Source organism: Pseudomonas sp. ADAK13 (assembly GCF_012935715.1).
GTDB lineage: Bacteria > Pseudomonadota > Gammaproteobacteria > Pseudomonadales > Pseudomonadaceae > Aquipseudomonas.
In genome coordinates this window covers 4939190-4964969 of sequence record NZ_CP052860.1, presented here as the reverse complement: position 1 = coordinate 4964969, position 25780 = coordinate 4939190, and the positions used below count along the sequence as shown (strand labels likewise).

Annotated in this window: 19 protein-coding genes and 7 pseudogenes; 17 read left to right on the top strand and 9 right to left on the bottom strand. The window is 58.2% G+C overall.

Features of this window, described 5'->3' with window-relative positions:
* Positions 1-175 precede the first annotated feature (175 nt).
* From ltnD to HKK54_RS22985, 6 genes are all read left to right on the top strand, one after another.
* Positions 176-1111: an L-threonate dehydrogenase gene (gene ltnD / locus HKK54_RS23010; protein WP_272903153.1), complete on the top strand. Its 936-nt coding sequence runs from the start codon at positions 176-178 to the stop codon at positions 1109-1111.
* Positions 1112-1121: 10 nt separating this feature from the next.
* Positions 1122-2414, top strand: a complete 1293-nt coding sequence (gene otnK / locus HKK54_RS23005; protein WP_010173671.1) for a 3-oxo-tetronate kinase — start codon at positions 1122-1124, stop codon at positions 2412-2414.
* Positions 2411-3049: a 3-oxo-tetronate 4-phosphate decarboxylase gene (gene otnC / locus HKK54_RS23000; RefSeq protein WP_169387946.1), complete on the top strand. Its 639-nt coding sequence runs from the start codon at positions 2411-2413 to the stop codon at positions 3047-3049. Before otnK ends, otnC begins: the two co-directional genes overlap by 4 nt.
* A gap of 181 nt (positions 3050-3230) precedes the next feature.
* Positions 3231-4691 (top strand): GntT/GntP/DsdX family permease, encoded by a 1461-nt coding sequence (locus HKK54_RS22995; protein ID WP_010173675.1) that lies wholly within the window; start codon positions 3231-3233, stop codon positions 4689-4691.
* 21 nt (positions 4692-4712) lie between these two features.
* Positions 4713-5495, top strand: coding sequence for a 2-oxo-tetronate isomerase (otnI, locus tag HKK54_RS22990; protein ID WP_169387945.1), 783 nt, complete (start codon positions 4713-4715; stop codon positions 5493-5495).
* Between the two features lie 69 nt (positions 5496-5564).
* Positions 5565-6635, top strand: a complete 1071-nt coding sequence (locus tag HKK54_RS22985; protein WP_169387944.1) for an alpha/beta fold hydrolase — start codon at positions 5565-5567, stop codon at positions 6633-6635.
* Here HKK54_RS22985 and HKK54_RS22980 read toward each other — a convergent pair.
* Both HKK54_RS22980 and HKK54_RS22975 read right to left on the bottom strand, forming a co-directional pair.
* Positions 6632-7453, bottom strand: coding sequence for a DeoR/GlpR family DNA-binding transcription regulator (locus tag HKK54_RS22980; protein WP_010173681.1), 822 nt, complete (start codon positions 7451-7453; stop codon positions 6632-6634). The genes HKK54_RS22985 and HKK54_RS22980 overlap by 4 nt on opposite strands.
* Before the next feature lie 116 nt (positions 7454-7569).
* Positions 7570-8697 carry an alpha/beta hydrolase gene (locus tag HKK54_RS22975; RefSeq protein WP_169387943.1) on the bottom strand — a complete coding sequence of 376 codons (1128 nt, stop codon included), beginning with the start codon at positions 8695-8697 and terminating at the stop codon, positions 7570-7572.
* A 164-nt stretch (positions 8698-8861) separates the two neighbouring features.
* On the opposite strand from HKK54_RS22975, the gene HKK54_RS22970 reads away from it, so the two are divergent.
* On the top strand, positions 8862-9701 hold the full coding sequence (locus HKK54_RS22970; RefSeq protein WP_178120991.1) for an EcsC family protein: 840 nt from the start codon (positions 8862-8864) through the stop codon (positions 9699-9701).
* Between the two features lie 339 nt (positions 9702-10040).
* Here the strand turns inward: HKK54_RS22970 and HKK54_RS33670 are convergent.
* Positions 10041-10205, bottom strand: a pseudogene (locus HKK54_RS33670) (methyl-accepting chemotaxis protein); the annotation flags it as partial.
* A 12-nt stretch (positions 10206-10217) separates the two neighbouring features.
* Positions 10218-10438, bottom strand: a pseudogene (locus HKK54_RS22965) (IS630 family transposase); the annotation flags it as partial.
* 319 nt (positions 10439-10757) lie between these two features.
* On the opposite strand from HKK54_RS22965, the gene HKK54_RS22960 reads away from it, so the two are divergent.
* The 9 genes and pseudogenes from HKK54_RS22960 to HKK54_RS22920 all read left to right on the top strand — a co-directional run bounded on the left by HKK54_RS22960 (position 10758) and on the right by HKK54_RS22920 (position 19045).
* Positions 10758-11507, top strand: coding sequence for a hypothetical protein (locus HKK54_RS22960; RefSeq protein WP_169387941.1), 750 nt, complete (start codon positions 10758-10760; stop codon positions 11505-11507).
* Between the two features lie 110 nt (positions 11508-11617).
* On the top strand, positions 11618-11935 hold the full coding sequence (tnpA, locus tag HKK54_RS22955; protein ID WP_169387940.1) for an IS66-like element accessory protein TnpA: 318 nt from the start codon (positions 11618-11620) through the stop codon (positions 11933-11935).
* Positions 11932-12267 (top strand): IS66 family insertion sequence element accessory protein TnpB, encoded by a 336-nt coding sequence (tnpB, locus tag HKK54_RS33665; RefSeq protein ID WP_169387939.1) that lies wholly within the window; start codon positions 11932-11934, stop codon positions 12265-12267. Before tnpA ends, tnpB (HKK54_RS33665) begins: the two co-directional genes overlap by 4 nt.
* Before the next feature lie 81 nt (positions 12268-12348).
* Entirely contained in the window at positions 12349-13869 is a 1521-nt protein-coding gene (gene tnpC, locus HKK54_RS22945; protein ID WP_169387938.1) for an IS66 family transposase, read from the top strand.
* 877 nt (positions 13870-14746) lie between these two features.
* Complete coding sequence (gene tnpB / locus HKK54_RS22940; protein ID WP_169387937.1) at positions 14747-15088, top strand: IS66 family insertion sequence element accessory protein TnpB; 342 nt, start codon at positions 14747-14749, stop codon at positions 15086-15088.
* A gap of 81 nt (positions 15089-15169) precedes the next feature.
* Positions 15170-15763 (top strand): annotated as a pseudogene (locus HKK54_RS22935) (IS66 family transposase zinc-finger binding domain-containing protein); the annotation flags it as partial.
* Between the two features lie 548 nt (positions 15764-16311).
* Positions 16312-17559 (top strand): group II intron reverse transcriptase/maturase, encoded by a 1248-nt coding sequence (gene ltrA, locus HKK54_RS22930; RefSeq protein WP_169387936.1) that lies wholly within the window; start codon positions 16312-16314, stop codon positions 17557-17559.
* Positions 17560-17623: 64 nt separating this feature from the next.
* Positions 17624-18326, top strand: a pseudogene (gene tnpC / locus HKK54_RS22925) (IS66 family transposase); the annotation flags it as partial.
* Positions 18327-18562: 236 nt separating this feature from the next.
* Positions 18563-19045, top strand: a complete 483-nt coding sequence (locus HKK54_RS22920; protein ID WP_169387935.1) for a GNAT family N-acetyltransferase — start codon at positions 18563-18565, stop codon at positions 19043-19045.
* 136 nt (positions 19046-19181) lie between these two features.
* Here HKK54_RS22920 and HKK54_RS22915 read toward each other — a convergent pair.
* Positions 19182-19830, bottom strand: a pseudogene (locus tag HKK54_RS22915) (IS66 family transposase); the annotation flags it as partial.
* A 111-nt stretch (positions 19831-19941) separates the two neighbouring features.
* Between HKK54_RS22915 and HKK54_RS22910 the strand changes: the two are divergent.
* Positions 19942-21083: pseudogene (locus HKK54_RS22910) on the top strand (IS3 family transposase); the annotation flags it as partial.
* A gap of 200 nt (positions 21084-21283) precedes the next feature.
* Here the strand turns inward: HKK54_RS22910 and HKK54_RS22905 are convergent.
* From HKK54_RS22905 to HKK54_RS22895, 4 genes and pseudogenes are all read right to left on the bottom strand, one after another.
* Positions 21284-22099, bottom strand: a complete 816-nt coding sequence (locus HKK54_RS22905; RefSeq protein ID WP_169387934.1) for a helix-turn-helix domain-containing protein — start codon at positions 22097-22099, stop codon at positions 21284-21286.
* Between the two features lie 133 nt (positions 22100-22232).
* A complete protein-coding gene (locus tag HKK54_RS34045; protein ID WP_442962338.1) occupies positions 22233-22946 on the bottom strand; it encodes a methyl-accepting chemotaxis protein in 714 nt (237 codons plus the stop codon).
* A gap of 144 nt (positions 22947-23090) precedes the next feature.
* Positions 23091-24083, bottom strand: a pseudogene (locus HKK54_RS34040) (methyl-accepting chemotaxis protein); the annotation flags it as partial.
* 290 nt (positions 24084-24373) lie between these two features.
* On the bottom strand, positions 24374-25741 hold the full coding sequence (locus tag HKK54_RS22895; protein WP_169387932.1) for a glutamine synthetase family protein: 1368 nt from the start codon (positions 25739-25741) through the stop codon (positions 24374-24376).
* Between the last annotated feature and the right edge of the window lie 39 nt (positions 25742-25780).

Genomic DNA, 25780 nt, shown 5'->3' with positions numbered 1-25780 from the left:
CCTGCTTGATCGGCCAGCGCAACACCGCGCTGCGCCCTCTGCTGGGCGGCTTTCATGCCGACCACCGCCCCCTGCCCGGCGCTGTGAAACGGCGAAACCACCAATGTTAAAATATGTTATTTGAAAAAATAACTTCACATAATCTGATCACTGGTGGATTATCAGGCCAACACGCATCACCCCTGACAACCCAACAGGAACCCCCATGAATAATAAAAACGTAGGCGTTATCGGACTGGGCGCGATGGGCCTGGGCATTGCCCGCTCGTTGCTGCGCAACGGCTTCAATGTGCATGCCTGTGACGTGCGCGAAGCCGTCACCCAACAGTTCGCCAGCGAAGGCGGCGTGGCCTGCAGTTCACCCGCCCATATGGCAGGTGAATGCGATGTGATCATCACCGTGGTGGTGAATGCCGAACAGACCGAGACCGTGTTGTTTGGCGAGCACTCCGCTGCCGCTGCATTGCGCCCGGGAAGCCTGGTGATTGGCTGCGCCACGGTGGCACCGACCTACGCCGTGGAGCTGGGCAAGCGCCTGGCCGATGCCGGGTTGCTGTACCTCGACGCCCCTATCTCCGGGGGTGCCGCCAAGGCCGCCGCCGGCGAGATGACCATGATGACGTCCGGCCCGACCGAGGCCTATGCCAAGGCTGACGACGTACTCGCGGGCATGGCCGGCAAGGTCTATCGCCTGGGCGACGTGCATGGCCTGGGCTCCAAGGTCAAGATCATCAACCAGTTGCTGGCGGGCGTGCACATTGCGGCCTCCGCCGAAGCGATGGCGCTGGGGCTGCGCGAAGGGGTCGACGCCGACGCCTTGTATGAGGTGATCACCCACAGCGCCGGCAATTCCTGGATGTTCGAGAACCGCGTGCCGCACATTCTCAAGGCCGATTACACGCCGTTGTCCGCCGTGGATATTTTCGTCAAGGACCTGGGCCTGGTGCTGGATACCGCACGCGCCAGCAAGTTTCCGCTGCCATTGTCGGCCACCGCTCACCAGATGTTCATGCAGGCCTCCAGCGCGGGGTTCGGGCGCGAGGACGATTCAGCCGTCATCAAGATTTTCCCGGGCATCGAACTGCCGGTTGCCAAGCCTGACTCCGTATAAGGACCGCTTCATGAACCGACCTGCCGCACGCCCTTTGCTGGGCTGCATCGCCGACGATTTCACCGGGGCCACCGACCTCGCCAACATGCTGGTGCGCGGCGGAATGCGTACCGTGCAGAGCATTGGCATCCCGAGCGACGAAGTCGCGGCCGGGCTGGACGCCGATGCCATCGTCATTGCCCTGAAATCCCGCACCCTGCCCGTTGCAGAGGCCGTCGCCGACTCATTGGCAGCCCTGGAATGGTTGCGCGCACAGGGTTGCGAGCAGATTTTCTTCAAGTACTGCTCCACGTTCGACTCAACCTCCGCTGGCAATATCGGCCAGGTCAGCGAGGCCCTGCTCAAGGCGCTGGGCAGTGATTTCACCCTTGCCTGCCCGGCGTTTCCGGAAAACGGCCGGACGATCTTCCGTGGCCACCTGTTCGTGCACGACCAGTTACTCAATGAGTCTGGCATGCAGCACCATCCGCTGACCCCGATGACCGATGCCAACCTGGTGCGCGTGCTGCAATCGCAAACCTCACATACCGTCGGCCTGCTGCGCTACGACAGCATCGCCCAGGGCGTTACGCAGGTGCGCGAGAAGATCGCCGAGCTGCGCGCCCAGGGTGTCGGCATGGCGATTGCCGATGCCCTGTCCGACCAGGACCTTTATACCCTCGGCGCTGCCTGCGCCGACTTGCCGCTACTGACCGGCGGCTCGGGCCTGGCCCTGGGGCTTCCGGAAAACTTCCGCCGTGCCGGCAAGCTGCGCGACTTCGACCCGGCCTCGCTGCCAACGGTTGAAGGCGGCGAAGTAGTGCTGGCTGGCAGTGCGTCGATCGCCACCAACGGTCAGGTAGCGGCCTGGATCGAAGCCGGGCGGCCCGCGCTGCGCATCGATCCACTGGCCCTGGCAGCCGGTGAGCCAGTGGTGGCAAACGCCGTGGCCTTTGCACGCAACCAACCACACACCGTATTGATCTACGCCACCAGTACGCCGGACGAGGTCAAGGCGGTCCAGCAGCAACTGGGCGTCGAGCATGCCGGCGAGCTGGTGGAGAACGCTCTGGGCGCCATCGCCCAAGCCCTGCGCGACAGCGGTGTGCGGCGCTTTGTGGTAGCCGGCGGTGAAACCTCCGGCGCCGTGGTGAAAGCCCTCGGCGTGCACCTGTTGCAGATTGGCGCACAGATCGACCCCGGCGTGCCGGCCACGGTGAGCAACACTGCCGAGCCGCTGGCGCTGGCCCTCAAGTCCGGCAACTTCGGCGGCCGGGACTTTTTCGACAAGGCCCTGAAACAACTGGCCGGAGGTGCGCAATGAGTCGCGAAAACGCTCTGCGCGAGGAAATTTGTACGGTCGGGCACAGCCTCTACCAGCGCGGGTTTACCGTGGGCAGCGCCGGCAATATCAGCGCCCGGCTCGATGACGGCTGGCTGATCACCCCCACCGACGCCTGCCTGGGGCGCCTGGACCCAACGACCATTGCCAAGGTCGACCTGGCGGGCAAATGGGTCTCGGGGGACAAGCCGTCGAAGACCCTGGCCCTGCATCGTCAGGTCTACGACCGCAACCCCGGGGTCGGTGGCGTGGTGCATACCCATTCCACGCACCTGGTGGCCCTGACGCTGGCCGGCGTGTGGAGCCAGGACGACATCCTGCCGCCGCTGACGCCGTACCAGGTGATGAAAGTCGGCCATATCCCGCTGATCAACTATCAACGCCCCGGCGCCCCAAATGTCGCCGAACAGGTGGCCCAACTGGCCAACCGTGTGCGCGGCGTGATGCTAGAACGACTGGGCCCGGTGGTCTGGGAAAGCTCCGTGTCCAAGGCCAGTTATGCCCTGGAAGAACTCGAAGAAACCGCACGACTCTGGCTGATGAGCAACCCGCGACCGGCGCCACTGGGCCAGGCCGCACTGGACGAACTGCGGGAGACGTTCGGCGCCCAGTGGTAGGCGCCGGGATTTACCCGCAACCCCTTGATGCACGCCTTCGCGGCAAGGTTGCCACGCTGTCGCGACAACGTGCCTGAACAATAAAAACAACAGGACATTCCAGCATGACCCAGCCCTACTGCAGTGTTGACGCTTACCGTGTCGCTCACCCTTCACACGTTCGACGCGACGGGTGGATGCGATGAGCCCGCTTATTCTGATGGCAACCGCCGGTCTCGGGATCGCGCTCCTGCTGTTCCTGGTCCTCAAATACAAGTTCCAGCCGTTTGTGGCGCTGATGCTGGTGAGCATCCTGGTGGCTTTGGTCGCCGGGGTGAAACCGGCCGACCTGGTCGCCACCATCGAAGGCGGGATGGGCAAGACCCTCGGCCACATTGCAATCATCATCGCCCTGGGCGCCATGATCGGGCGCATCATCGAACTCTCCGGCGGCGCCGAGGCGCTGGCGAAAACCCTGATCGAACGCTTCGGCAACCGGCGCACACCGCTGGCGCTGACCATTGCCGGCTTCATCATCGGCGTGCCGGTGTTCTTCGAAGTGGGGGTGATCATCCTGATGCCGCTGGCGTACGGCGTCGCCCGCCGCGCGCGCAAACCGCTGCTGATGTTTGCCTTGCCGATGTGCGCGGCATTGCTCACGGTGCATGCGTTCCTGCCACCCCATCCGGGTGCCGTGGCGGCCGCCAGCCAATTGGGCGCCGACCTCGGCCGGGTACTGATGTTCGGGCTGCCGCTCACGGCATTCCTGTGCTACGTCGGCTACTGCGTGGCGGGACGCATGACGCGGCGCTTCTACCCGATGTCCGATGATATCCGTGCAGAAGTGTACGGGCCGCACGTGACCAACGATGACCTGCGCGCCTGGCACGAAGGCAATGCCCAGAATGTCGAACAGGCTGCCGGCGCCGTCGCGCACATGGGCCTGGAAGAATCCACCAGCAGCATCGTGGCCAAGCTGCCACCCGCCCCGGCGCCGGGTTTCGGGCTGATCGTCAGCCTGATCCTGTTGCCCATCATTCTGATTCTGCTGGGCACCCTCGCGACGTCGTTGCTGCCCATCGAATCGACCCTGCGGGCGATCATGACCGTGCTCGGCGCACCGCTGGTGGCGCTTCTGCTCGACACCTTGCTGTGCGCCTGGTTACTCGGTTCCCGTCGCGGCTGGAGCCGTACCCAGGTGTCCGATGTGATCGGCTCGGCATTGCCCGGCGTGGCCATGGTGATCCTGATCGCGGGCGCCGGCGGTGTGTTCGGCAAGGTGTTGGTGGACACCGGGATCGGCGCGGTGGTCTCCGACCTGCTGCGCACCACCGGGCTGCCGGTGCTGGCGCTGGGCTTTTTGCTGACCATGCTGCTGCGCGCGGTGCAGGGTTCGACCACCGTGGCGCTGGTGACGACTGCGGGTATCATCAGCCCGTTGATCGCCACGCTCAACCTCACGCCCAACCATATGGCGCTGCTGTGCCTGGCCATGGGCGGTGGCGGGCTGGCGATGTCGCACATCAACGACGCCGGTTATTGGATTTTTACTAAACTGGCCGGGCTCAACGTGGCTGACGGCCTGCGCACCTGGACGGTGATCACCACCCTCCTGGGCACCCTGGGCTTCCTTATCACCCTGTTGATCTGGCCTTTTGTCTGATCGCTTTTACCAGGAGTTCACATGCCTCGCTTTGCTGCCAACCTGAGCATGCTCTACCCCGAACATCCGTTTCTGGAGCGCTTCGCCGCGGCCGCAGCCGATGGTTTTGAAGCGGTGGAATACCTCTTTCCCTATGAATACAGCCCACAGGAACTGCAACAACGCCTGACCGACAACGGCCTGGTACAAGCCCTGTTCAACGCGCCGCCCGGTGACTGGGCGGCGGGCGAGCGCGGCATCGTGACCTTGCCCGGTCGCGAGGACGAGTTTCGCGCCGGCTTCGACCGGGCGCTGGAATACGCGGCCGTGCTGGGCAATACCCGCGTCCACGTGATGGCCGGTTTGCTGCCGTCGGAAAGCGACCGTGCGCGCCACCATGGCGTGTACCTGGAGAACCTCGCCTACGCTGCCGCCCAGGCGCAGCAGGCCGGTATCACGGTACTGCTGGAACCGATCAACACCCGGGACATGCCGGGATTTTTCCTCAACCGCCAGGACCAGGCACAGGCCATCTGCAAGGAAGTCGGCGCCAGCAACCTGAAAGTGCAGTTCGACTGCTATCACTGCCAGATCGTCGAGGGCGACCTGGCCGTCAAGCTGCGTCGCGACATGGGCGGCATCGGCCATATCCAGATCGCCGGCGTGCCTGACCGGCATGAGCCGAACCTTGGGGAGCTGAATTACCCTTACCTGTTCGAGCTGATCGACGAACTGGGGTATGACGGCTGGATTGGCTGCGAATACCGACCGCGCGGCGACACCTCGGCCGGCCTGCAATGGCTGCGGGACTGGAAGGCACGTTAAGCCAATGCGACCCTCCCCTGCGCGCCGCTCGCGCAGGGGCTCCCAGAACAAAACAACAGGACACTTCCCATGCAGCGCTTCGCTTCCCGGCCCGCTATCGGGCTGCTGTTTTCGCTGATCGTTACCGGTTCCACTGTGAGCGCCGCGCCGTTGCCGGCCGCGACCGAAGGTGACTGGGTAGCCCCCGAGTTCACCTTCCATACCGGTGAAAAGCTCGCCAACCTGAAACTGCACTACATCACCCTCGGCAACCCGAAGCACCCGGCCATCCTCTACCTGCACGGCACCTATCGGCCCGGCAGTGATGTGTTGAGCAAGGATTTCGGTGGCGAACTGTTCGGCCCCGGGCAGCCGCTGGACGCCAGCAAGTACTACATCATTTCCACCGACGGGATTGGTGTCGGCCAATCGAGCAAACCCTCGGACGGCCTGCGCGCCAAATTCCCCGAGTACAACTACACGGACATGGTCCAGGCCCAGTACCGGCTGATCACCGAGGGCCTGGGGGTCAAGCACCTGCGGCTGATCATCGGCAACTCCATGGGCGGCATGCAGACCTGGATGTGGGGGCAGACCTGGCCACAGATGATGGACGCCCTGGTGCCTATGGCCTCACAACCCACCGAGATGTCGTCACGCAACTGGATGATGCGCCGGCTGCTGGTGGAGTCGATCAAACAGGACCCGGCCTGGAACAAGGGCAACTACAGCGTGCAACCACCGTCCTTGCGCCTGGCGAATGCACTGTTCGGTGTCGGCACCAGCGGTGGCACCCTGGCCTATCAGGCGGCGGCGCCTACCCGGGCCCTGGCCGACGAGCTGGTGGATGAGCGCCTCAACGCGCCGCAAACCGGCGACGCCAATGACTTTATCTACCAGTGGCAATCATCGGCCGACTACGACGCAACACCAGGCCTGGGCAAAATCCAGGCTCCGGTGCTGGTCATCAACTCGGCGGACGACGAACGCAACCCACCGGAAACCGGTCGCCTGGAAGCCTCGCTGCGGGAACTCAAGGATGCTCGGTTGCTGCTGATTCCGGCCAGCGCCGAAACCCGCGGCCATGGCACCACCGGCATGGCGAAATTCTATGCGAAGGCGTTGGGGCAGTTCATGCAGCAGACCGAAAAAGCGCGCTAGGCCTGTTCGGGGTCGGACGGCAACATCAGTTCGACCCCTTGCTTGCGGATGCCGTCTGCCGCGGCGGGCGCCAACGCTGCATCACTGATGACGATATCGAACTGCTCAAGCCCGGCGATCTTGTACATGCTGAAGGTGCCGTACTTGGAACTGCTGGCCACCAGCACCACTTGCGACGCCGACTGCATGGCAACCTGCTTGACCTCCACCTTCAGCGCCGAAGGGGTGGTGATTCCACGCCGCAGGTCCCAGGAGCTGGTGGAGATGAAGGCAATGTCGGTGACCACCTGGCGCAGGGTGGCCACCGCCAGCCCGCCGACACACGAATGGTTGGAGTGATCCAACTGCCCGCCCGTGTGAATCACCGTGACTTGCGGGGCGTCCATCAGCGCCTGCACCACGCCGAAGTCGTTGGTCACCACCGTCATGCCGGCGAGTGCCTTGATATAAGGCACGATCTCCAGCGTACTGGTGCCGGCGTCCAGGTAAACCGTCATGTCCGCACGCAGCAAACGCGCGGCAAGCCTGGCCATGGCTTGCTTTTGCGGTAACTCGACCACGGCCTTGAGCTGATGGCTCGGCTCGCTGTGAAGCTGACTGGCAATGCGCACCCCGCCGGTGACCGAATACGCCCGGCCTTCCTGTTCCAGCAACGCAATATCGCGCCGCACCGTCATGTGCGAGCAGTCGAACATCTCCATCAACTGATGAACACTCATCACTTGATGCTTGCGTAACTGACGCAGTATCAGCTCACGGCGCTGATCAGGAATCATCGGTGCGCCGCTCTCGGCGGTGATGTCCTTCTGGCTTGGCATTCAAGGCTCCAACGGATACGGCGGATGGGGTTCGGGTGAACCACATAGTAGCGAATCCACTGCAGCCCGCGCGAGCCTGGCAGAAAAAGCAGTCGCCGCAAAACGCATGACCTGTGCTACTTCAACCGCCCCGCCTCACCCAGCCAGCCTGGCGCGCCGTTGTGCAACCACTCAGTGGCCGCGGGATTGTGCTTGATGCGGCTGTCCAGAAACGCCACGCCAATGGCCTGGATCGCAGCCACTTGCTTGGGGTCTGGCGCCGGCTCGCCTGCCATCGGGCTACCGCCACCGGGCCTGGAACTATGCTTGTGCCCTCGGCCTTTGGGGGCATCACCGGAGGCATCAGCGCCCTTGTCAGCCTTTTTTGCCGGTCGGCTGAACAGTTCGCTACCCGACAAGATCTTGTGGGTCGCACTGTTCAACTCCAACTGGACACTGCCGGCCGCCGTCACCGACTCGCCCAACACTTCACGCTGGCGATAAGAACTGACCCAGTTGAACGGGTCTTCATCCTGCTGCCCGGTCATCGACAGCACGGGCGCCGATATCCGGGCGAACCGGTCTGGCCGGGCATCGGCGTCCACATAAGGGCTGAGCAGCAACAGCGCCTTGGGCTGAATCGCGACGCCCGACGTAGCGCCAGGCTCCAGCGCGCCGGCGAGTGCTTCAGCGGTCTGCGTGCCTAAATCAAAGCCGACCACCACCACCTGGTTCCAGTCGATGGCAGCCAGCTGCGGGTCACCTTTGGCGGCCCGTGCCCGAACCTCGGCCAGGACTTTCTGCAACGTAGACAGCCTGTCCCGCAAGGAGGCGGCGGAGTAATGACCGCTCGCCATCCCGCGAAAATCACCATACAACGCCTGCTGCGAGGCGAACACCGACGGGTCATGGGCGTGCCCCTGAACCGACAGCACCCCATAGCCGGCCTGTGCCCACGCCTTGCGCCACGCCACCCCGCCCGAGGCCGACTCACCCAAACCGGGCAAGTAAATAATCAGCGGCAAGCGCTCATGGGTCACCGGCGCCAGCCACGCAACCTCCACCGCTTGCTGGTCGAACTGCCAGGTTGCGCCCCAGCCAGCGGTTTCGTAGCGGGACGGTTGATACGCGGTGCTCAGCTCTTTGTTGACCCGCTCGCTGAATGCGGCTCGCGGGTTTGGCGGGTCGCCCGCGCAACCCGCGATCAATCCCAGGCTACCCACCAGGGCGCCCACAGCCAGCCAGTACCGAGATTGAAGGTTCATTCGATGCATACCGTCGTTCAGATCAAGATGACTGGCAGCCTAACCGAGCCGCTGGCGAAGAAAGCACTCGCTCAGGTAAAGAATGGGTAAAGCGTGACGGCACGATGGCCCTCCTCGCGGGTCTTTGTTTTTATGAGAGCCAGAAAAACTTCAAGGAGACGCCCGTGAGCATCAAAGACCACCCCGAGGACTACCAGGATCTCAAGCGGGCCGTCGGCTTGCTGGAGTCCCCCTCCCTGACGGCCAGGCTGTCCGGCATGATCGGCTCCCCCATCGAAAGTGCGGTAAAGGCATTGCCCGCCGTGGTTTCAAAAAGGATCAACGGCGCTGTGGCAGCGGCACTGCAATCCTCCGCTGACGCAGCGCTGTGGAGCCTGGAGAACAACCCGAAAAAGTCCGCCTCGACCCGCTGGCACAAGGTTTATGCGGCAACCTCGGGCGCCATTGGCGGAGCATTCGGTGTTGCGGCGTTGTTTATCGAGCTACCGATCTCCACCACCATCATGATGCGCTCGGTGGCCGACGTGGCGCGCAGCGAGGGATTTGACCTGGCAGACTTTGCCACCAAGCAGGCGTGTATCGAAGTGTTTGCCATGGGCGGCGCCAGCCAGGCCGACGATGCCACCGAGACGGGCTACTACATCACCCGCAGTTTCACCACCCAGGCCATGCAACAGCTGTCGAAGGAACTCGCGGGGATCGCCGCCAAGCAGGGCTCAAAGGCCATCGGCAGCCTGTCGCCTGGGCAAGCCGGAAAATGGCTGGCGATCCTGATCGACAAAGTCGCGACACGTTTCGGCTTTACCATCTCCAGCAAGTTCGCGGCGCAGGCCGTTCCCGTGATGGGCGCCTTTACCGGGGCGACGATCAATGCCCTGTTCACCCATTTCTATCAGGACATGGCGCGGGGGCACTTCATCGTCAAACGGCTTGAAGAGAAATATGGTTTTGAGCAGATCAAGGAAGCGTACATGGCCATCAAGGCGGTGCCTCGGGTCAGCTAGAGACCGGGCCACTGGAATAAAAAAAGGCAAAAAAAAGCGCCACTCAATGAGTGGCGCTTTTCTATATTTGGAGCGGGAAACGAGACTCACATCTAGCGTCCGACCCATTGAAATCTAAGGGGTTTATTTTCTTTCCGAAGCCGGAAAAGACTCGATTCTGGACTTGTTTTTGGCGTGTTTCAAGAGAGAAAAAAGGGGTAATTCTAAGCAAGGCTATTGGATCTACCCATGCCCGAAGCGATCCTGTAATCAGCAGTAGCGAATACCCAGGCACTTGGTCGGTGCAAACTCGCAAGCAGCATCACCTAAATTCGCGTGGATAGCCAGACCCAAAGGGCACTCTAAATTCTGTTGTTGCAAGCCTTTGGAAGGTTCTTCGGTAACAGCGTTGAGTTCTTCTGCCGCCGAGAAAAGTTGAGTGGCCGAGCCGGAAATGTGTTGGGTGGTCTAACGTAAACCGGGCTGCATTGCAGCCAAAGCAGCCAGCAGGGAAGCTTGTTCGTCACCATGTTCCCCACTCCAGCGCGGTTCTCCGGAACAAGGTCGGGTAACCCGTTCCAGAACAAAGCGAACAGTCTCGGCAGGCAAAGAAGATTTGCGTCCATGTCCCGGATTATCGACTAATCCATCCAGCGATAAACCTGGAAACGCGGGCACCAGCAGGTGATCTTTGGACAGGAAATACCGGTCAGCGGTGCAATGTTATCTCCGGTTTCGCCTTCAGCATCCAGCATAATTGGGCACTTCAGATCTTTTATAAATGCCCCCCCAATAATTCCTCGAGCTTCAGATATGCAATCATGCAAGAAACAACGAGTCACCTATCTCCAATCTACGAAACAGCTCTTGAACTCAACCCACAAATCGACATAGGCTATAAACTCATCATAGTTCTATGACAAACAAACTCTTGCAATGACATATGTAAATAGCATTGAGAAATAAGCGAATAGAATGACCTTCACCGGATCGAACCCGAATATATAGGAAACGACTAACTGGTTTGATGGTGCAGGTGGGAGGGTCATCAATTGGGAATGGAGGTCCATTGCTATTATGTCCACTAATGTGTTTAACCCACACGCCAAAATCTTCTATCTTCCAATAGATGCAGCATTACGTTGGTGTAACCTCGTAAATTACGAAGTACAAATAATACAAGCTGCTTTGGCCATTCCAGAGGATTTCTCCGCACTGTTCTCTCAATGGCCATGCCTACAGGCGACTACCGACAAAATCTACGACGCGTTGCGTAACGGAGAACTGCCTTATGGCTGCCTCGGCATTTCGGTTCCCAGAGGAAGTTACGTGGAGCCCTGTCAGCTAACGATACGTCACTCCGATTTACGCCTCTGGATGCAGGTTTACTATCCCGATCAAAAGCCTGGCTTTCTGTTTGGATCAGACAGAGTCACTCATGAAAAAGTCAGTATCGGAACATTCCTTGCGCTACAAGCGGATCGGGATACCCTCCTACGAGAGCTCAACACGCTACAGCACCACCTCCAAGATATTTTGGTAGATCTCCGGGCCATTGGGCTTGAACGGGATGACCTCAAGGCGATGGTCAAAACGTACGGACAGCTCAGCGAACGTAGCGAACTCACCTACCAGAACATCATCGGTGCTTTGCTCAACCTCTTTCTGGACCATTCACCCGCCGGAAAGCCTCTTTCCGTATTCAAAAATCAAGCAGCAATCGTCGATGCCGTTATCGCACGCCATAACGATGTGCCAGGCCTCAGCAAACGAACGCTGGATGAAAAGTTGGCCGCAGCCAATCGCATCCTCAAAAAGGGTAGATAGACCGAAATACTGTAAGGGGCCGGCGAACACACCTTCCGAACTCCAGCATTAAGGGCGATGGTGTCCGCGTATTTTAAGCGGACGCGATAGCCCTTAATGTCAGGATTTCCATGCGCCAACGAAGCTCTTATCCGAACCCCTTCAAGGCCCAGGTTGTTCAGGAATGCCTGCAACCCGGCGCGACCCTCTCCAGCGTTGCCATCAGCCACGGCATCAACGCCAACGTTATCCGCAAATGGCGACCACTTTACCGAGACCAGCCGCCAGCGGCGTTGCCGGCTTTCGTTCCGTTAAGAGCTACACCCAAACGGCAGGCGGAAGCGTTGGCGATTATTGAGCTGCCGCTTGGCGAGCAATCGATTACAGTGAAATGGCCAACTTCCAACCCTGAAGGCTGCGCCCGCTTTGTCCGTAGACTCGCGCAATGATTCGCGTCGATGCCATCTGGCTCGCCACCGAGCCCATGGATATGCGGGCCGGAACTGAAACCGCGCTCGCGCGAGTTATCGCGGTGTTCGGTGCGGCGAAGCCGCACTGCGCCTATCTGTTCGCTAACCGTCGCGCCAATCGCATGAAAGTGCTCGTGCATGACGGTGTGGGGATTTGGCTTGCAGCCCGGCGTTTGAATCAAGGGCGCTTCTTTTGGCCTGGTGTGCGACACGGCTCCGAAGTTGAGTTGGATGCCGAGCAACTTCAGGCCCTGGTACTCGGTTTACCTTGGCAACACGTCGGTGCAGGCGGAATTATCTCGATGCTTTAACACCCGCCATGGCGCGCTTACCAGCGCAATTCGCCCATCAGTCTATCGCCGCCATTAGCCCTCTCTGGCAAAATCGGCGGCATGACTTCGCATCTGAATCTCGATCAATTAAACCCTGAAGAACTGCGTGCCTTGGCGGCGCAGTTGATCCAGCGTGTCGAGACGATGGACAAGCAAATTACTCATCACAAATCGGTCAACGAGAAGCTGGCCCACGAGATCGCGTTGCTCAAACGCTTCAAATTTGCCAAGCGCAGCGAGCAGCTAAGTCCGGACCAAGCCAGCTTGCTCGACGACTTGATCGACACCGATATCGCGGCTATCGAAGCCGAACTTGAGGCGCTGCAACCCGCTTCTGTTTCGACCGAGGCTCGGCAAAAACCTAAACGCACGGCCTTGCCGCCGCAGTTTCCGCGCACCGTGATCCACCACGAACCCGACAACAGCCACTGCCAGTGCGGCTGCGCCCTCAAGCGTATCGGCGAGGACGTCAGCGAGAAGCTCGACTACACGCCGGACGTGTTCACTGTTGAGCGGCACATCCGTGGCAAGTGGGTCTGCGATCAGTGCGAAACCCTGATCCAGGCACCGGTTCCGGCGCAGGTCATCGACAAGGGCATCCCGACCGCCGGGCTGCTGGCCCATGTGATGATCGCGAAGTTTGCCGACCAGTTACCGCTCTATCGCCAGGAATCTATTTTTGGTCGAGCCGGTTTGGCCATCGCTCGCTCAACCTTAGCGCAATGGGTCGGCAACTGTGGCGTGCAGCTCCAGCCGCTGGTAGATGCCCTGCGCGATGCTGTTCTTGAACATGGCGTAATCCATGCCGATGAAACGCCAGTGCAGATGCTTACGCCGGGCGCAAAGAAAACCCATCGTGCGTATGTCTGGGCCTACGCCACCAGCCAGTTCTCGGACTTGGCGGCGGTCGTTTACGACTTCGGCCCCAGCCGCGCCGGAGAGCATGCACGCAACTTCCTGCAAGACTGGAAAGGCAAGCTGGTTTGCGACGATTTTGGTGGCTACAAAGCCAGCTTTGAACTCGGTGTCACCGAGAACGGCTGTATGGCGCATGCGCGGCGCAAGTTCTACGAATTACACGCCACCAACAAGAGCCAGCTCGCCGAGCATGCCTTGCGTTACATCCAGTTACTTTATGAAGTCGAGAGCGAAGTCCGCGACCTGGAACCATATTTACGCCACCGGCAAGAAAAAGCGGTGCCGGTGATGGATGCTCTACATGCCTGGATGATCGCCCAGCGCCAGATCGTGCACGACGGCTCGGCGATAAGCAAAGCTCTGGATTACAGCCTAAAACGCTGGACGGCGCTGTCGCGCTACCTCGACGACGGGGCTGTACCCATTGACAATAATTGGGCGGAGAACCAGATCCGCCCCTGGGCGTTGGGGCGTAAGAACTGGCTCTTCGCAGGCTCGCTACGCAGCGGCAAGCGGGCGGCTGCGATCATGAGCCTAATCCAGTCGGCGCGGATGAATGGGCACGATCCGTATGCGTATCTCAACGATGTGCTGGTGCGGCTGCCAACGCAGCGAGCGAGTGACATTGGCCAGCTATTGCCGCATCAATGGACGCCCGCCTGATCTGCGCAAGGAGTGCTCACCATGCGCTTAAATAAACAGGTAAGCCCAGCTCAAGGAATACATCCAGTATGAAAAGGCAGCAACGTGCGATCGGAGCGGTGCTTCGAGTCCCTCTGGACAATGATATGCACACTTATGCCCTGACACTGCCGGAAGCGGACTTCGCTTTCTTAGATGCGCGCTCCATAGCCCCTTTAGCAGACTTAGGAACCTTACTCGACCTACCTATACTCTTTACTGTCGGGGTACACAAAAGCGCCTGGTCTCAAGGGCGATGGCTCAAGGTGGGTAAAATTGCCCCACCACAAAACCTGCTAGCTCCGCGTCCCATGTTCATCCAGAACTTCATTGGATTCCAGATATACCTCGGGGGCACCATCACAGCGTCTACCCGAGAAGAGTGTGTAGGCTTGGATCGATGCGAAGTCTGGGAGCCCCAACACGTTGAGGATCGCCTAAACGCGCACTATAAAGGTGTCCCATGAAAATGGGAGATATAACAACGAATGCGATGAAAATCCGTAACCGTCCGGCGAACTCAGCTACCTGATCCCAGCCATAACGGCGATTCGGTAGGTGAGTTCGCCATCCGCTTACATTCAAGAGTGCGCCCAGCCCGGTGCTTCGCTTGCCAGCGTCGCACTGAGCCACAGCCTCAACGCGAACCTCATCCACAAGTGGATTCGGCTGCAATCGCAGAAAAGTGGCGCTCTGCAACCTGCTTTTATCCCCGTGGCTTTACCGTCGTCGGCGTCACGATCAGATATCCCCCGGCCATGATCTGCCTCGAAATCCCACACCCGCGCGGCACCGTCAAAGTGAACTGGCCGACCGAAAGCGCGGCTACCCGCGCGACTTTTCTTCGAGACTAGTTGCGATGATCCGCATCGATTCCATCTGGCTTGCCACCGAGCCGATGGACATGCGCGCCGACACCGACACCGACACCGCGCTGGCGCGGGTGGTCGCCGTGTTCGGTGCGGCGCAGCCGCACTGTGCTTATCTGTTTGCCAACCGCCGCGCCAATCGCCTGAAAGTGCTGGTGCATGACGGGTTGGGCATCTGGCTGGCGGCACGCCGTCTGCATCAGGGCACGTTCTTCTGGCCGGGTTCTCAACACGGTTCACAGATGGAATTTGGCGCCGAACAGCTGCACGCCCTGGTGCTGGTTTTGCCTTGGCAAAGAGTTGGGCCAGGCAACGCGATTTCCATCCTGTAATCTCTGACACATCCCGCCTGGCCGTGCAATTGTCCGATGAGCCAATCGCCGGTTGTAGCCTGCTCTGGCAAAATCGGCGGCATGACTTCGCTTCTAAACCTCGACCACCTAACCCCTGAACAACTGCGCGCTTTGGCGGCGCAGTTGATGCAGCGTGCCGAGAGTCTCGATCAGACAGTCGAGACAATGGGCAATAAAATCAACCGTGATCAAACAGTCATCGAAAAACTGACTCACGAGATCGCGCAACTCAAGCGATTCAAGTTTGCCAAGCGCAGGGAGCAACTGAGCCCCGACCAAGGCAGTCTGCTCGATGATCTGCTCGATACCGATATCGCGGCGATTGAGACTGAGCTTCAGGCATTGCAAACGAGACAAAGCAAAAACCTAAACGCACTGCATTCCGGCTGAGTTTCCACGCACACTGATACATCGCGAACCGGACAATACGCACTGCCCATGCGGCTGCGCACTGAAACGCATAGGTGAAGATGTCAGTGAAAAGCTGGGCTACACTCCGGGCGAGTTTACCGTTGAGCGCCATGTGCGTGGCAAGTGGGTTTGCGATGACTGCGAAACGCTGATCCAGGCACGGGTTCCGGCGCAGGTCATCGACAAGGGCATCCCAACGCCGGGTTACTTGCTCACGTCATGATTGCCAAGTTTGCTGACCACCGTGTGTCACGAACACAACCTCCATAGCTGAACGGAGAGTTGTGGTGCTTTATTGAAGATGAGGGTGGGCCCCTCGGAGTCGGTTTGCAGGAGCAGGCTCCAAACCACCTCAAGCTGCTGGGGTAAAGAGCCTTGGTGGTGAGCGTTGAGGAAAAGGCGCGGCATTGACCGCGTCAGGTGCGGTACAGAGAGACGAATGAAAATGAACCGTCGATGTGGTGTCGAAACGTATTCAGATGGTGTCGAAACCGGGCTTTGGTGGTTGGCCCGGGATGAAGGTCGAGGGATGCCTGCCGACTGCTCGACCGGCGCCCGGCATGAAGGCGGCGTGACTCTGTACCAGGCTTCAGTAAGGAACGTGAGAACCTGTCGTCCCGATGTTAAGGGAGAAGTTCAAGCAGACAGCCTCTGCAAGAGCGAGAGTACCGATGCGGGGCACAGGGACGGAGGTGCTCGTAGTAGGGTTGAAGGCCCTGTAATGGGGCTGGATCGAAGGGGCACCGTCGTTCGGCCTCAGCATAGTCACAACCTGAAAGGGGATGACGTCTATGTCTGAGGCAAAGTCGTTTGATATCGCAAAGCTTGAAGTTTGGGACGCGTACAAGCGCGTCAAAGCTAATCGTGGCGCAGCTGGAGTTGACGAAGTCAGCATTGATAAGTTCGATCAAGATTTAGGTAGAAATCTGTACCGGATCTGGAATCGAATGGCTTCGGGTAGCTACTTTCCGTCACCGGTCAAACGCGTGGACATTCCAAAGGGTGATGGCAACACGCGTCCTCTGGGGATTCCTACGATTGCTGACCGGATTGCACAGATGGTCGTTCGGCAGCAGCTTGAGCCGTTGCTGGAGCCGATATTCCACAGAGACTCTTATGGATACCGACCGGGGCGCTCTGCACATGATGCCTTGCGCGTCGCCCGAGGTCGGAGTTGGCGGCATTCTTGGGTGCTTGATCTCGACATCAAAGGGTTCTTTGACAATATTGATCATGACCTGCTGATGAAGGCTGTGCAGCGACACACCGACTGCCGGTGGACAGCGCTATATATCAAGCGCTGGCTAACCACGGACGTGGTGTTGCCGGATGGTACTCGGCAAATGCGAGAACGAGGGACGCCACAGGGTGGTGTTATCAGCCCATTGCTGGCTAATCTCTTTTTGCATTATGCGTTCGATAAATGGATGGAGCGGCACCACCCCACAGTGCTGTTTGAGCGCTACGCGGATGACGTTATCTGCCACTGTGACAGCGAAGCCGAAGCTCAGTCTTTATGGGCTGACCTGAAGGTCAGAATGACGGAGTGTCAGCTGGAGTTGCATCCGGAGAAAACTCAGGTGGTGTACTGCGTCGATGCCAATCGACGTGGTAAATATGGCGTGAAGCGATTCGACTTTCTGGGCTATACGTTTAAGCCCCGGAAGTCGATAAATCGGAAGGGGAAGCTGTTCACCAGCTTCTCACCGGCCGTTAGCGACAAAGCGGCAAAAGCTATGCGACGTGAGATGCGTAATTGGGGCCTTTCGCGCCTGAGCCGATATGATCTGGGTGAGCTGCTCTCGCTGATTCGCCGGAAAATTGTTGGCTGGGTGCGTTATTACGGGCTCTTCCATCCATCGACTTTGCAACGCTCCCTGAAGACACTGGACTTTCATCTGGTGCGATGGGCGCAGCGCAAGTACAAGAAGCTTCGCGGCCATGTCTCAATGGCATGGCGGTGGTTGTCTGATCTTCAGCAACGTGCCCCCACGTTATTTCCTCATTGGGGTGCAGCGATACGAATGGCTGGACGATAGGAGCCGGATGAGTCGAGAGGTTCATGTCCGGTTCTGGGAGAGCGCAGGGGTGAGACTCCCCTGCGCCACTCAACTACCGCTTTACCGTCAGGAATCGATTTTTGGTCGAGCAGGCCTACATCGCCCGCTCAACTTTGGTGCAATGGGTTGACGTGACTGGGGTTCAGTTACAGCCGCTGGTTGAGGCGCTGCGCGACGTGGTGCTCGGGCAGTTGGTCATCCACGCCGATGAAACACCGGTTCAGATGCTCGCTCCGGGCTCACAGAAAACCCATCGCTCCTATGTCTGGGCCTACGCCACCAGCCAATTCTGCGAAACAGCGGCAGTCGTTTACGACTTCAGCCCCAGCCGCGCCGGAGAGCATGCGCGCAACTTCCTGCACGGCTGGAAGGGCAAGGTGGTCTGTGACGATTTTGGTGGTTATAAGGCCAGCTTCGAACTCGGTGTGACCGAGATCGGTTGCATGGCCCATGCGCGGCGCAAGCTTTTCGAACTGCATGCTACCAACAAGAGCATGCTCGCCGAGCAAGCCCTGCGCTGCATTCAGTTGCTGTACGAAATCGAAAGAGAAGTCTGCGACGTGGAACCGAATTTACGCCGTCGAAGACGGCAAGAAAAGGCTGCCCCTGTGATGGATGCGCGGCATGCGTGGATGTTCGCCCAGCGCGATCTTGTGCCCAAAGGTTCAGCCATCAGCAGAGCGCTGGACTACAGCCTGAAACGCTGGGCAGCGCTGTCGCGCTACCTGCCACACCGGTTGGCGCCTGCTCGCCAGCATGCATAGATTTATAGACGCCAATATTGACAGTCGAGATAAATCCCCAGATTATAAATCAATGACTATTACCTACCGACTGAAAATGATGCATACCTTGATGACCGCCTTGGGCGGGCCATAATGTGATGCGGCGTAGGTACTAGGTGCATTGACTTAAGCCCCGTCAGGAATGGACGGGGCTTTTTCATTCTCCGTTCAGAATGGCCAATCTCAGGAGTGTGAAGATGTTGCAGATTCGTCGAGCTGAGCGTTGTGATGCTGAGGCAGCATTCGATATCCGCTTTCAGGCAATTCAGAACCAATGCCGCACCGTTTACACGAATGCTCAAGTGGTGGCTTGGACTTGCGTTCCACTCACGGATAATTACAGATCCTGGGTGGAAAAAGATTATCACTTGGCGTGCGTGAATGGACTTCCTGTGGCTACAGGGCTGATAAATCTCCAGAGCGGGGAACTGGAGGCAATCTTTGTGTTACCCAAATTCATGGGCCAAGGCATAGGTAAAAAGATGGTCGCTCATCTTGAGCATCTAGCACGAAAGGCGGGACTTGCTGAGATCCACCTTGAAGCCACGCTGAATGCTGAAAACTTTTATCAGTGCTGTGGCTTCACCAGAAGCGCTCAAGCTGTTTTCAACTCTGCCTCCGGGCTCCAATTGGCATGCGTGCCTATGCGCAAGCAGTTGGTAGATCTGACCGACATCTAGGATCTTGAGTTTCATGCGCTTCGCTAGCTGCATCTGCTAAATAGCGACCCTTGGCAATTGGTAGCCCAGTCGACTTCCATCGACAGATGACGCACTTATTAGCTAGGCATTCATGCCCGCTGCGGAGGCGTTAGTAAGGTGACTTCGCTGGACGCTTAAGTGCTGCGGGCAGCACGGCATCGCGCAACGCATGAACTAGCGGCTGGAGTTGAACACCTGTTAGTCCAACCCATTGCGCCAGCGTTGAGCGCGCAATCGGCAAGCCGGCCTGACCGAAAATAGATTCCTGGCGATAGAACGGTAACTGGTCGGCAAACTTCGCCACCATTACGTGAGCCAACAAGCCTGCCGTAGGGATGCCTTTATCGATGACCTACGCAAGTACCGGCGCCTGGATCAGCGTTTCATACTGGCGACAGGCCCATTTCCCGCACACATGCTGCTCAGCGATAAACACGACCGGCATGTAATCCAGTTTCTCGCTGACGTCTTCGCCGATACGCTGAAGCTGGCAGCGGGCCACGCTTGGGGTTCTCGCGTGGCTCGGCCGGTGCGGTTGGCGGATTGACCGCTTTCAGCTCGGCTTCAATGGCCGCGATATCAATGTCCAGCAAGGGGTCGAGGAGCCTACCCTGATCAGGGCTCAGCCGTTTACTGCGCTTGGCGAACTTGTGGCATCTGAGGATCGCGATCTCATGAGCAAGTTGCTCATTGACTGTTTCAAGGCGGTGGCGTCGATTCGGATCACTGGGCAAGCTCTTGGATGAACTCGGCGCATCCTTCAGGAGCGGACGCAGTTCATTTCACTGTGATGATAGTTCGCCAACGGGTATCTGAATCGCCCCGGGTTTCGTAGACACCTCTTTGCCTTAAAGTGAGGCCAATTAGGAGGTGCCATGAGCAACCCGCGTTACGCCGAAGAATTCAAAATCCAAGCGGTCAATCAAGTGACCGAAAAGAAGCTACCCGTCGCTGATGTGGCGGCACGTCTTGGCGTGTCGACGCATAGCCTCTATGGCTAGATAAAGCGCTACAGCAAACCTCAAGAACAACGGCAGCAGGATGATGATCAGCACGCCGAACTGCGTCGCCTGCGAGCGGAACTCAAGCGTGTCACAGAAGAGCGAGACATATTAAAAAGGCCGCCGCGCACATTGCCAAGGAGTGCGGCTGAAGTACGCTTTTATTAAGCAGCTCGGAAGACTATTCGATTCGACGGCTTTGCCTGACGCTTAAAGCCCATCCCAGCGGTTATTGCGCCTGGCTGTCTGAGCCGCAAGCTGCACGCGCTAAAGACGACCAGCGATTGCTGGGCTTGATCAAGCATTCGTGGCTGGAGAGCGGCGGCGTTTATGGCTATCGCAAAATTCATGATGATCTGCGCGAGGTCGGTGAGGATTGTGGTCGTCATCGTGTGGCGAGGCTGATGCGTTTTGAAGGTCTGCGTTCTCAGACAGGTTATAGACGCCGCCCTGGAAAGTACGGCGGTAAGCCAGCGGTCGCCTCACCCAATTTGCTGAAGCGTAAGTTCGATGTCGTGGCACCCAACAAGGTTTGGGTCACCGACATCACCTACATTCGTACGTATGAAGGCTGGTTGTATTTGGCGGTGGTGCTGGATCTGTTTTCTCGTCAGGTCGTTGGCTGGTCAATGAAGTCGCAAATGACCAGTGATTTGGCCATTGATGCGTTATTGATGGCGGTTTGGAGGCGTAAACCGAAGCAAGAGGTGATGGTTCATTCCGACCAGGGCAGCCAGTACAGCAGCTCCGATTGGCGCAGCTTTTTGAAGGCGAACAATTTGGTTGCCAGCATGAGTCGCCGAGGGAATTGTCATGACAACGCCGGGGCCGAGAGCTTTTTCCAGCTTCTAAAGCGGGAACGGATCAAGCGGAAAATCTATTCCACGCGCGAAGATGCTCGTAGCGATGTGTTCGATTGCATCGAGATGTTCTACAACGTAAAACGCCGCCATGGTTTCAACAATCAGCTGTCACCGGTAGAGTTTGAAAAGTGTTACGCAATGAGCTTGCAAAGTTTCTATAGAATCCGGGGCGATTCAGTCGCCCAGATGGTTACAGTCCTATATCGGTTTCGTCGACACCCAAGTAGTGTTCCCGCCCCGGGAGCTCTAACAACGAGTCGCTGAGTTGATTCATCCACCAGGTGGTGCGCCACACGCCTGCATACAAGATTCAGCCACTCAAGCTTCGATAATCGCGTTCCTAGAGCGTGAGCTCAGAGGCCGTCTTGCACGCGTGCATGCAAAGAAATTTGTTTGACGTAGGCCTTGGGAGTCTGGCCGGTGTGCTGGCGAAAACAACTGTAAAACGCCGACAGCGAGTTGAAACCGGCGGCAAACGCCAACTCGTCGACCCGCAGCGGAGGTGTGGCGTTATCCAGTGCTGCCAGCAGATGCTGCAAACGCGCCTGGTTAACGTAGCGATAGAAGCTCTGCCCAAGCACCTGGTTTAAGAGGTAGGAAATCTGATTGCGGCTGTAACCGCACTCCTTCGCCACCCGCTGCAAATCGAGCTCCGGGTCCAGATACGGTTGCTGGCGCTCGAAGTATTGCTGCAGGTCTTCGGCCAGAAAGCTCAGTTGCCGCGTCGACAAGCCAAGCCGAACGGCCGCCGGACGCAAGGCAGTGATGGTTTTGCTGGAGGGCTGCTCGCGCACCAGGGAGGCGTATTGGTTAATGCTCCAGATGAGCTCGTCACGCACAGTGATAGCTTCGCTGGAGCGGAGCGACACCATCCCTTCGCTACCGCGCAAGGTCATTTTGTATTGAATAAACGCGGTATTGCCGTCCAGTCGAATGCGATCCGAATGCTCCAACGCTTCACCAGGATTGCGCGGCATGCTGTCGCGTATGTACTCGCGCAGTTCGTCCAACCCCATCACGCGGTTCTGGAAAAAATCGTGGTACTGGATGTCCGGGTGGTACAGCGCCATGACGCCATCCAAGTCTCGGTGCTTCCAGCACAAGTGGTAGCGCATGACTGTCTCGCCCGTGGCCTGGGTTTGCAGCGGACCATCATCATCGGCGTGCATAAATGGCTCGGCGAATAAGATCTGGGTATGACCTATATCAAAAAAATTGCAGTTTCCGTGGGCAATATCGTGTCTATCGCTCATCACAGCAGCCTATTCAGGATTAGCACTCCGCTTTTACAGACTGGGTTCGTCAGAGTTTGAAATGGCTGACCATCATGTGCAACTGGTTGCCCAGTCGCGCCAATTCAACACTGGACCCGGCGGTTTCGTTGCTGGCGGCGGCTGTCTGTTCAGAGACGTTGCGTACGTTAATTATACTGCGGCTTATCTCCTCTGCCACGATACCTTGTTGCTCGGCAGCCGCCGCAATCTGCTGATTCATCAATTGGATGTTTGAAACGGTGCGAGTGATGGTCCCTAGTGAGACACCGGCCTTGCGAGTCAGCGCCACGCTGCTGTCGGTCAGACCGCTGCTGCTGTTCATGATGCTAGCAACCTGCCCGGTTCCGCTCTGCAAACCGGCAACAAGCTCTTCGATTTCCCCGGCAGACTTTTGTGTACGCCGGGCAAGACCACGAACTTCGTCGGCGACCACGGCAAAGCCACGACCAGCCTCACCGGCACGGGCCGCTTCGATGGCGGCATTGAGTGCCAGCAGGTTAGTTTGCTCGGCCACAGCCTTGATCACGTCGATAATGCCGCCGATCTTATCGCTCTCCCGCTGCAATACCATCATGGCTTCGGTCGAGCGAGCGACTTCAGCGGCCAGTCGCTCAATTTGCGCGATAGCTTCTCCAACGACTTTTTCTCCTTCAAGAGCTTCGCAATCGGCATCTGCGGCAGCTTGCCAGGCTTGCTCTGCATTACGCACGACTTCTTGTACGGTAACGGTCATTTCGTGCATGGCGGTAGCGACCTGATTGGTCTCAACTTTCTGGTTGTTCACTCCTACGCTGGTCTGTTCGGTTACGGCCGATAGCTCTTCCGCAGCACTAGCGATTTGCGTCACCCCGTCTTGAATGCCGCGGATGAGGCGACGCAAGGTGTCACCCATATGCTCAATGCCCTGCTGCAACACACCCAATTCATCACGGCGGGTGACCGCCGGGCCCTGAGTGAGATCGCCTGCTGCAACACGTTCGACGATGTTGAGAGTTTCACGAATCGGTAAGGTAATCTGACGACTGATGATAAAGGCGGCCAAAATCCCCAACAGCAAAGCCACAAGTGCCGCGACGCTGATCAGTACCTTAGCGTCCTTAGACTCCTGATTGCGTTTCATAATCTGATCAGCCGACATTTGCTCAGATAACTCAAACAATCGAGTAGCGTAGCCATCCTGAATTTTCCGCGCCCGCTCCGTAGCCAATTGCGCATTACTGAACTGGCCAACAGCCGAGCGAAAGCCATCCAGTGCCTGACTGGCGCTTTGCATTCCTTTAGCGAGCTCTGGAGGCATGCTGTTGACCAACTGTTCGATATTGCTCTGAACTAGATCAATGGTGTCCAACGCAGAATTTTCCAGCTCAGAATTACCGCTATAGGTGTAGCCAAGCAGCTCTAATCGCGCCTTCTGCATCAACAGTTTCTGATTGGCAACGGCATCCAGCAACGGCTCTTGTTTCTTAGCATCTTCGTCTGTGCTGTTCCGCTTGTGGAGTACGTCATCGGCCTCGTTGAGGCTGCTCGAGACGGCATCACCATACTTGCCGAAATCGTCGCGAGTGGATTCGCGAACCGCGATGGACTGGCTGAATTGGTTAAACGATTCGCGGTAGTTGCGGACAACATTGATGCTCTCTTCTATCGCTTGGATATCGCGAGGCGACCTATGTTGTATTTGAGCGAGTAGCAATCTTTGGTCGAGATTATCCAGCAACTTGAACACGGCAGCTGCATGAGTAGCATCGAAACTGGAGGTATAGAGCTGGCGAGCGATATGTAGATCTTGGCTAGCTTTTTCGAGCTCCGATATTGAAGCTTGCTTGTCACCGCGCTGGACCAAAGAATCCAACTCAAACCAGCCGGTCAAGGCGATCATCAAAGTCAGCAGCAAGACCAAACCGAATCCCAGCGCCAGTTTGAGCCGGACACTAATATTGCCGAAAAATTTACTCATCCTCTCTAACCCTCGTAAGGCGGTATGGTCTTGGCTTTTAGGTAGCTGGAACCCTGTCCCTGGGAGTCTGCTGCACTTTTGGCGGTAAAGGTGTCTATACGATTGCACCGCTGTTTTTCGATACCTCCAACGAGGTGATCAACAGACTCAGCATAACAAGCAGAAATCATGCCCTTTCGGTGAGCCGCCATGGAGGCTCACCGAAGGTCAGCTCAGGCGTGGGTCAGGTACCAGCGCCAATCCTGTTCCCCTACTTCAGCGGTGAACTGGCGATACTCGCGCCATTTAATCGCCAGAAACACTTTGAGGAATTCAGCCCCCAGCGCTTCGCTGGCCCAGCTTGAACGTTGCAGTGCTAGCAATGCGGTAAGCCAATCGGTGGGCAGGAAATCGGTCGCCCGTTCGTAGCCATTGCCCTCAATCGGTGCACCGGGGTCGCTCTGGTGGCGGATGCCGTAGTGAATTCCGGCGAGCAACGCAGCCGCAGCAAGATAGGGGTTGGCATCAGCGCCACAGATGCGGTGCTCGATGTGCCGGCTTTTCGCGGTGCCACCGGGCACGCGGAACGATACGGTGCGATTGTTCACACCCCAATTCTTGGCAAGCGGCGCATAGCTGCTGGCCTGAAAACGCCGATACGAGTTAGCGTGGGGACAGAATATCGCCAGCGAATCGAGCAGAGTGGCCATCATTCCGCCGATCGAATGACGCAGCAGCGGCGTACCCTGTGGGTCGTCACTGGCATACAGGTTGTTGCCATGTTCATCCGCCAAGCTGACGTGTAAATGTAGGCCACTTCCAGCTTGGTCGCCAAACGGCTTGGCCATGAAACACGCTTGTAGTCCATGCTTGTTAGCCACACCTTTGACTAGGCGTTTGTAGCGAACGCCCTCATCAATTGCTTGCAGCGCATCGAAACGATGCTCTAGGGTCAGTTCGACCTGACCCGGAGCGTACTCAGAGATCGCCGTACGCACCGGCAGCCCTTGCACCGCGCAGGCAGCGTAGAGGTCATCAAGAAATGGTTGAAGCTGTTCCAATTCGTAGATGCCGTAGACCTGCGGTGCCTGGGGGCGCACGCCGTTGGCCTGCAGTGCTGGCTGCGGACGACCATTGGCGTCGCACTGCTGATCGAGCAGATAAAATTCTAACTCAACAGCCATCACCGGATGGTAGCCGTCGGCCTTGAGCCGGTCGATGGCATGCACCAACACGTGTCGCGGATCAGCTGGAGCCGCAGGCAAACCCAGCGTCGGGTGCATGGTCACCTGCAACTGCCCCGTAGGGGTGGCTCGCCAGGGTTGCAAGGTCAGGCTGCCTGGCAGAGGATAGGTCCAGCAATCGGCATCAGCTACGTCCCAGACCAGGCCAGTGCTTTCCACGTCTTCACCCTGTACGGTCAAGGCGAGAATGGAACTGGGCAGCGGTCGTCCGTTTTCGTAAATAGCCAACAACTCATCGCGGTGTAACAACTTGCCGCGCGGCACACCGTTGGCGTCGATGAGAAACAACTCGATGCTGCGGACTTCTGGGTGGGCTGCAAGATAGTCTTCAGCCTCTTTTCGATCAGCAAATTGCATTTCAATCCTCTTAGCGTTGATTCAAGCGCCTTGGAAATG

Excerpts from the sequence above, each read along its gene's own strand:
- otnI (WP_169387945.1), top strand. The coding sequence starts at position 4,713 with ATGCCTCGCTTTGCTGCCAACCTGAGCATGCTCTACCCCGAACATCCG.
- HKK54_RS22975 (WP_169387943.1), bottom strand. The coding sequence starts at position 8,697 with ATGAACCTTCAATCTCGGTACTGGCTGGCTGTGGGCGCCCTGGTGGGT.
- tnpB (WP_169387939.1), top strand. The coding sequence starts at position 11,932 with ATGATTCGCGTCGATGCCATCTGGCTCGCCACCGAGCCCATGGATATG.
- HKK54_RS34045 (WP_442962338.1), bottom strand. The coding sequence starts at position 22,946 with ATGCACGAAATGACCGTTACCGTACAAGAAGTCGTGCGTAATGCAGAG.
- otnK (WP_010173671.1), top strand. The coding sequence starts at position 1,122 with ATGAACCGACCTGCCGCACGCCCTTTGCTGGGCTGCATCGCCGACGAT.
- HKK54_RS22895 (WP_169387932.1), bottom strand. The coding sequence starts at position 25,741 with ATGCAATTTGCTGATCGAAAAGAGGCTGAAGACTATCTTGCAGCCCAC.
- tnpC (WP_169387938.1), top strand. The coding sequence starts at position 12,349 with ATGACTTCGCATCTGAATCTCGATCAATTAAACCCTGAAGAACTGCGT.
- HKK54_RS22905 (WP_169387934.1), bottom strand. The coding sequence starts at position 22,099 with ATGCACGCCGATGATGATGGTCCGCTGCAAACCCAGGCCACGGGCGAG.
- HKK54_RS22920 (WP_169387935.1), top strand. The coding sequence starts at position 18,563 with ATGTTGCAGATTCGTCGAGCTGAGCGTTGTGATGCTGAGGCAGCATTC.
- ltrA (WP_169387936.1), top strand. The coding sequence starts at position 16,312 with ATGTCTGAGGCAAAGTCGTTTGATATCGCAAAGCTTGAAGTTTGGGAC.
- otnC (WP_169387946.1), top strand. The coding sequence starts at position 2,411 with ATGAGTCGCGAAAACGCTCTGCGCGAGGAAATTTGTACGGTCGGGCAC.
- HKK54_RS22980 (WP_010173681.1), bottom strand. The coding sequence starts at position 7,453 with ATGCCAAGCCAGAAGGACATCACCGCCGAGAGCGGCGCACCGATGATT.
- HKK54_RS22995 (WP_010173675.1), top strand. The coding sequence starts at position 3,231 with ATGAGCCCGCTTATTCTGATGGCAACCGCCGGTCTCGGGATCGCGCTC.
- HKK54_RS22960 (WP_169387941.1), top strand. The coding sequence starts at position 10,758 with ATGTCCACTAATGTGTTTAACCCACACGCCAAAATCTTCTATCTTCCA.
- tnpA (WP_169387940.1), top strand. The coding sequence starts at position 11,618 with ATGCGCCAACGAAGCTCTTATCCGAACCCCTTCAAGGCCCAGGTTGTT.
- HKK54_RS22985 (WP_169387944.1), top strand. The coding sequence starts at position 5,565 with ATGCAGCGCTTCGCTTCCCGGCCCGCTATCGGGCTGCTGTTTTCGCTG.
- tnpB (WP_169387937.1), top strand. The coding sequence starts at position 14,747 with ATGATCCGCATCGATTCCATCTGGCTTGCCACCGAGCCGATGGACATG.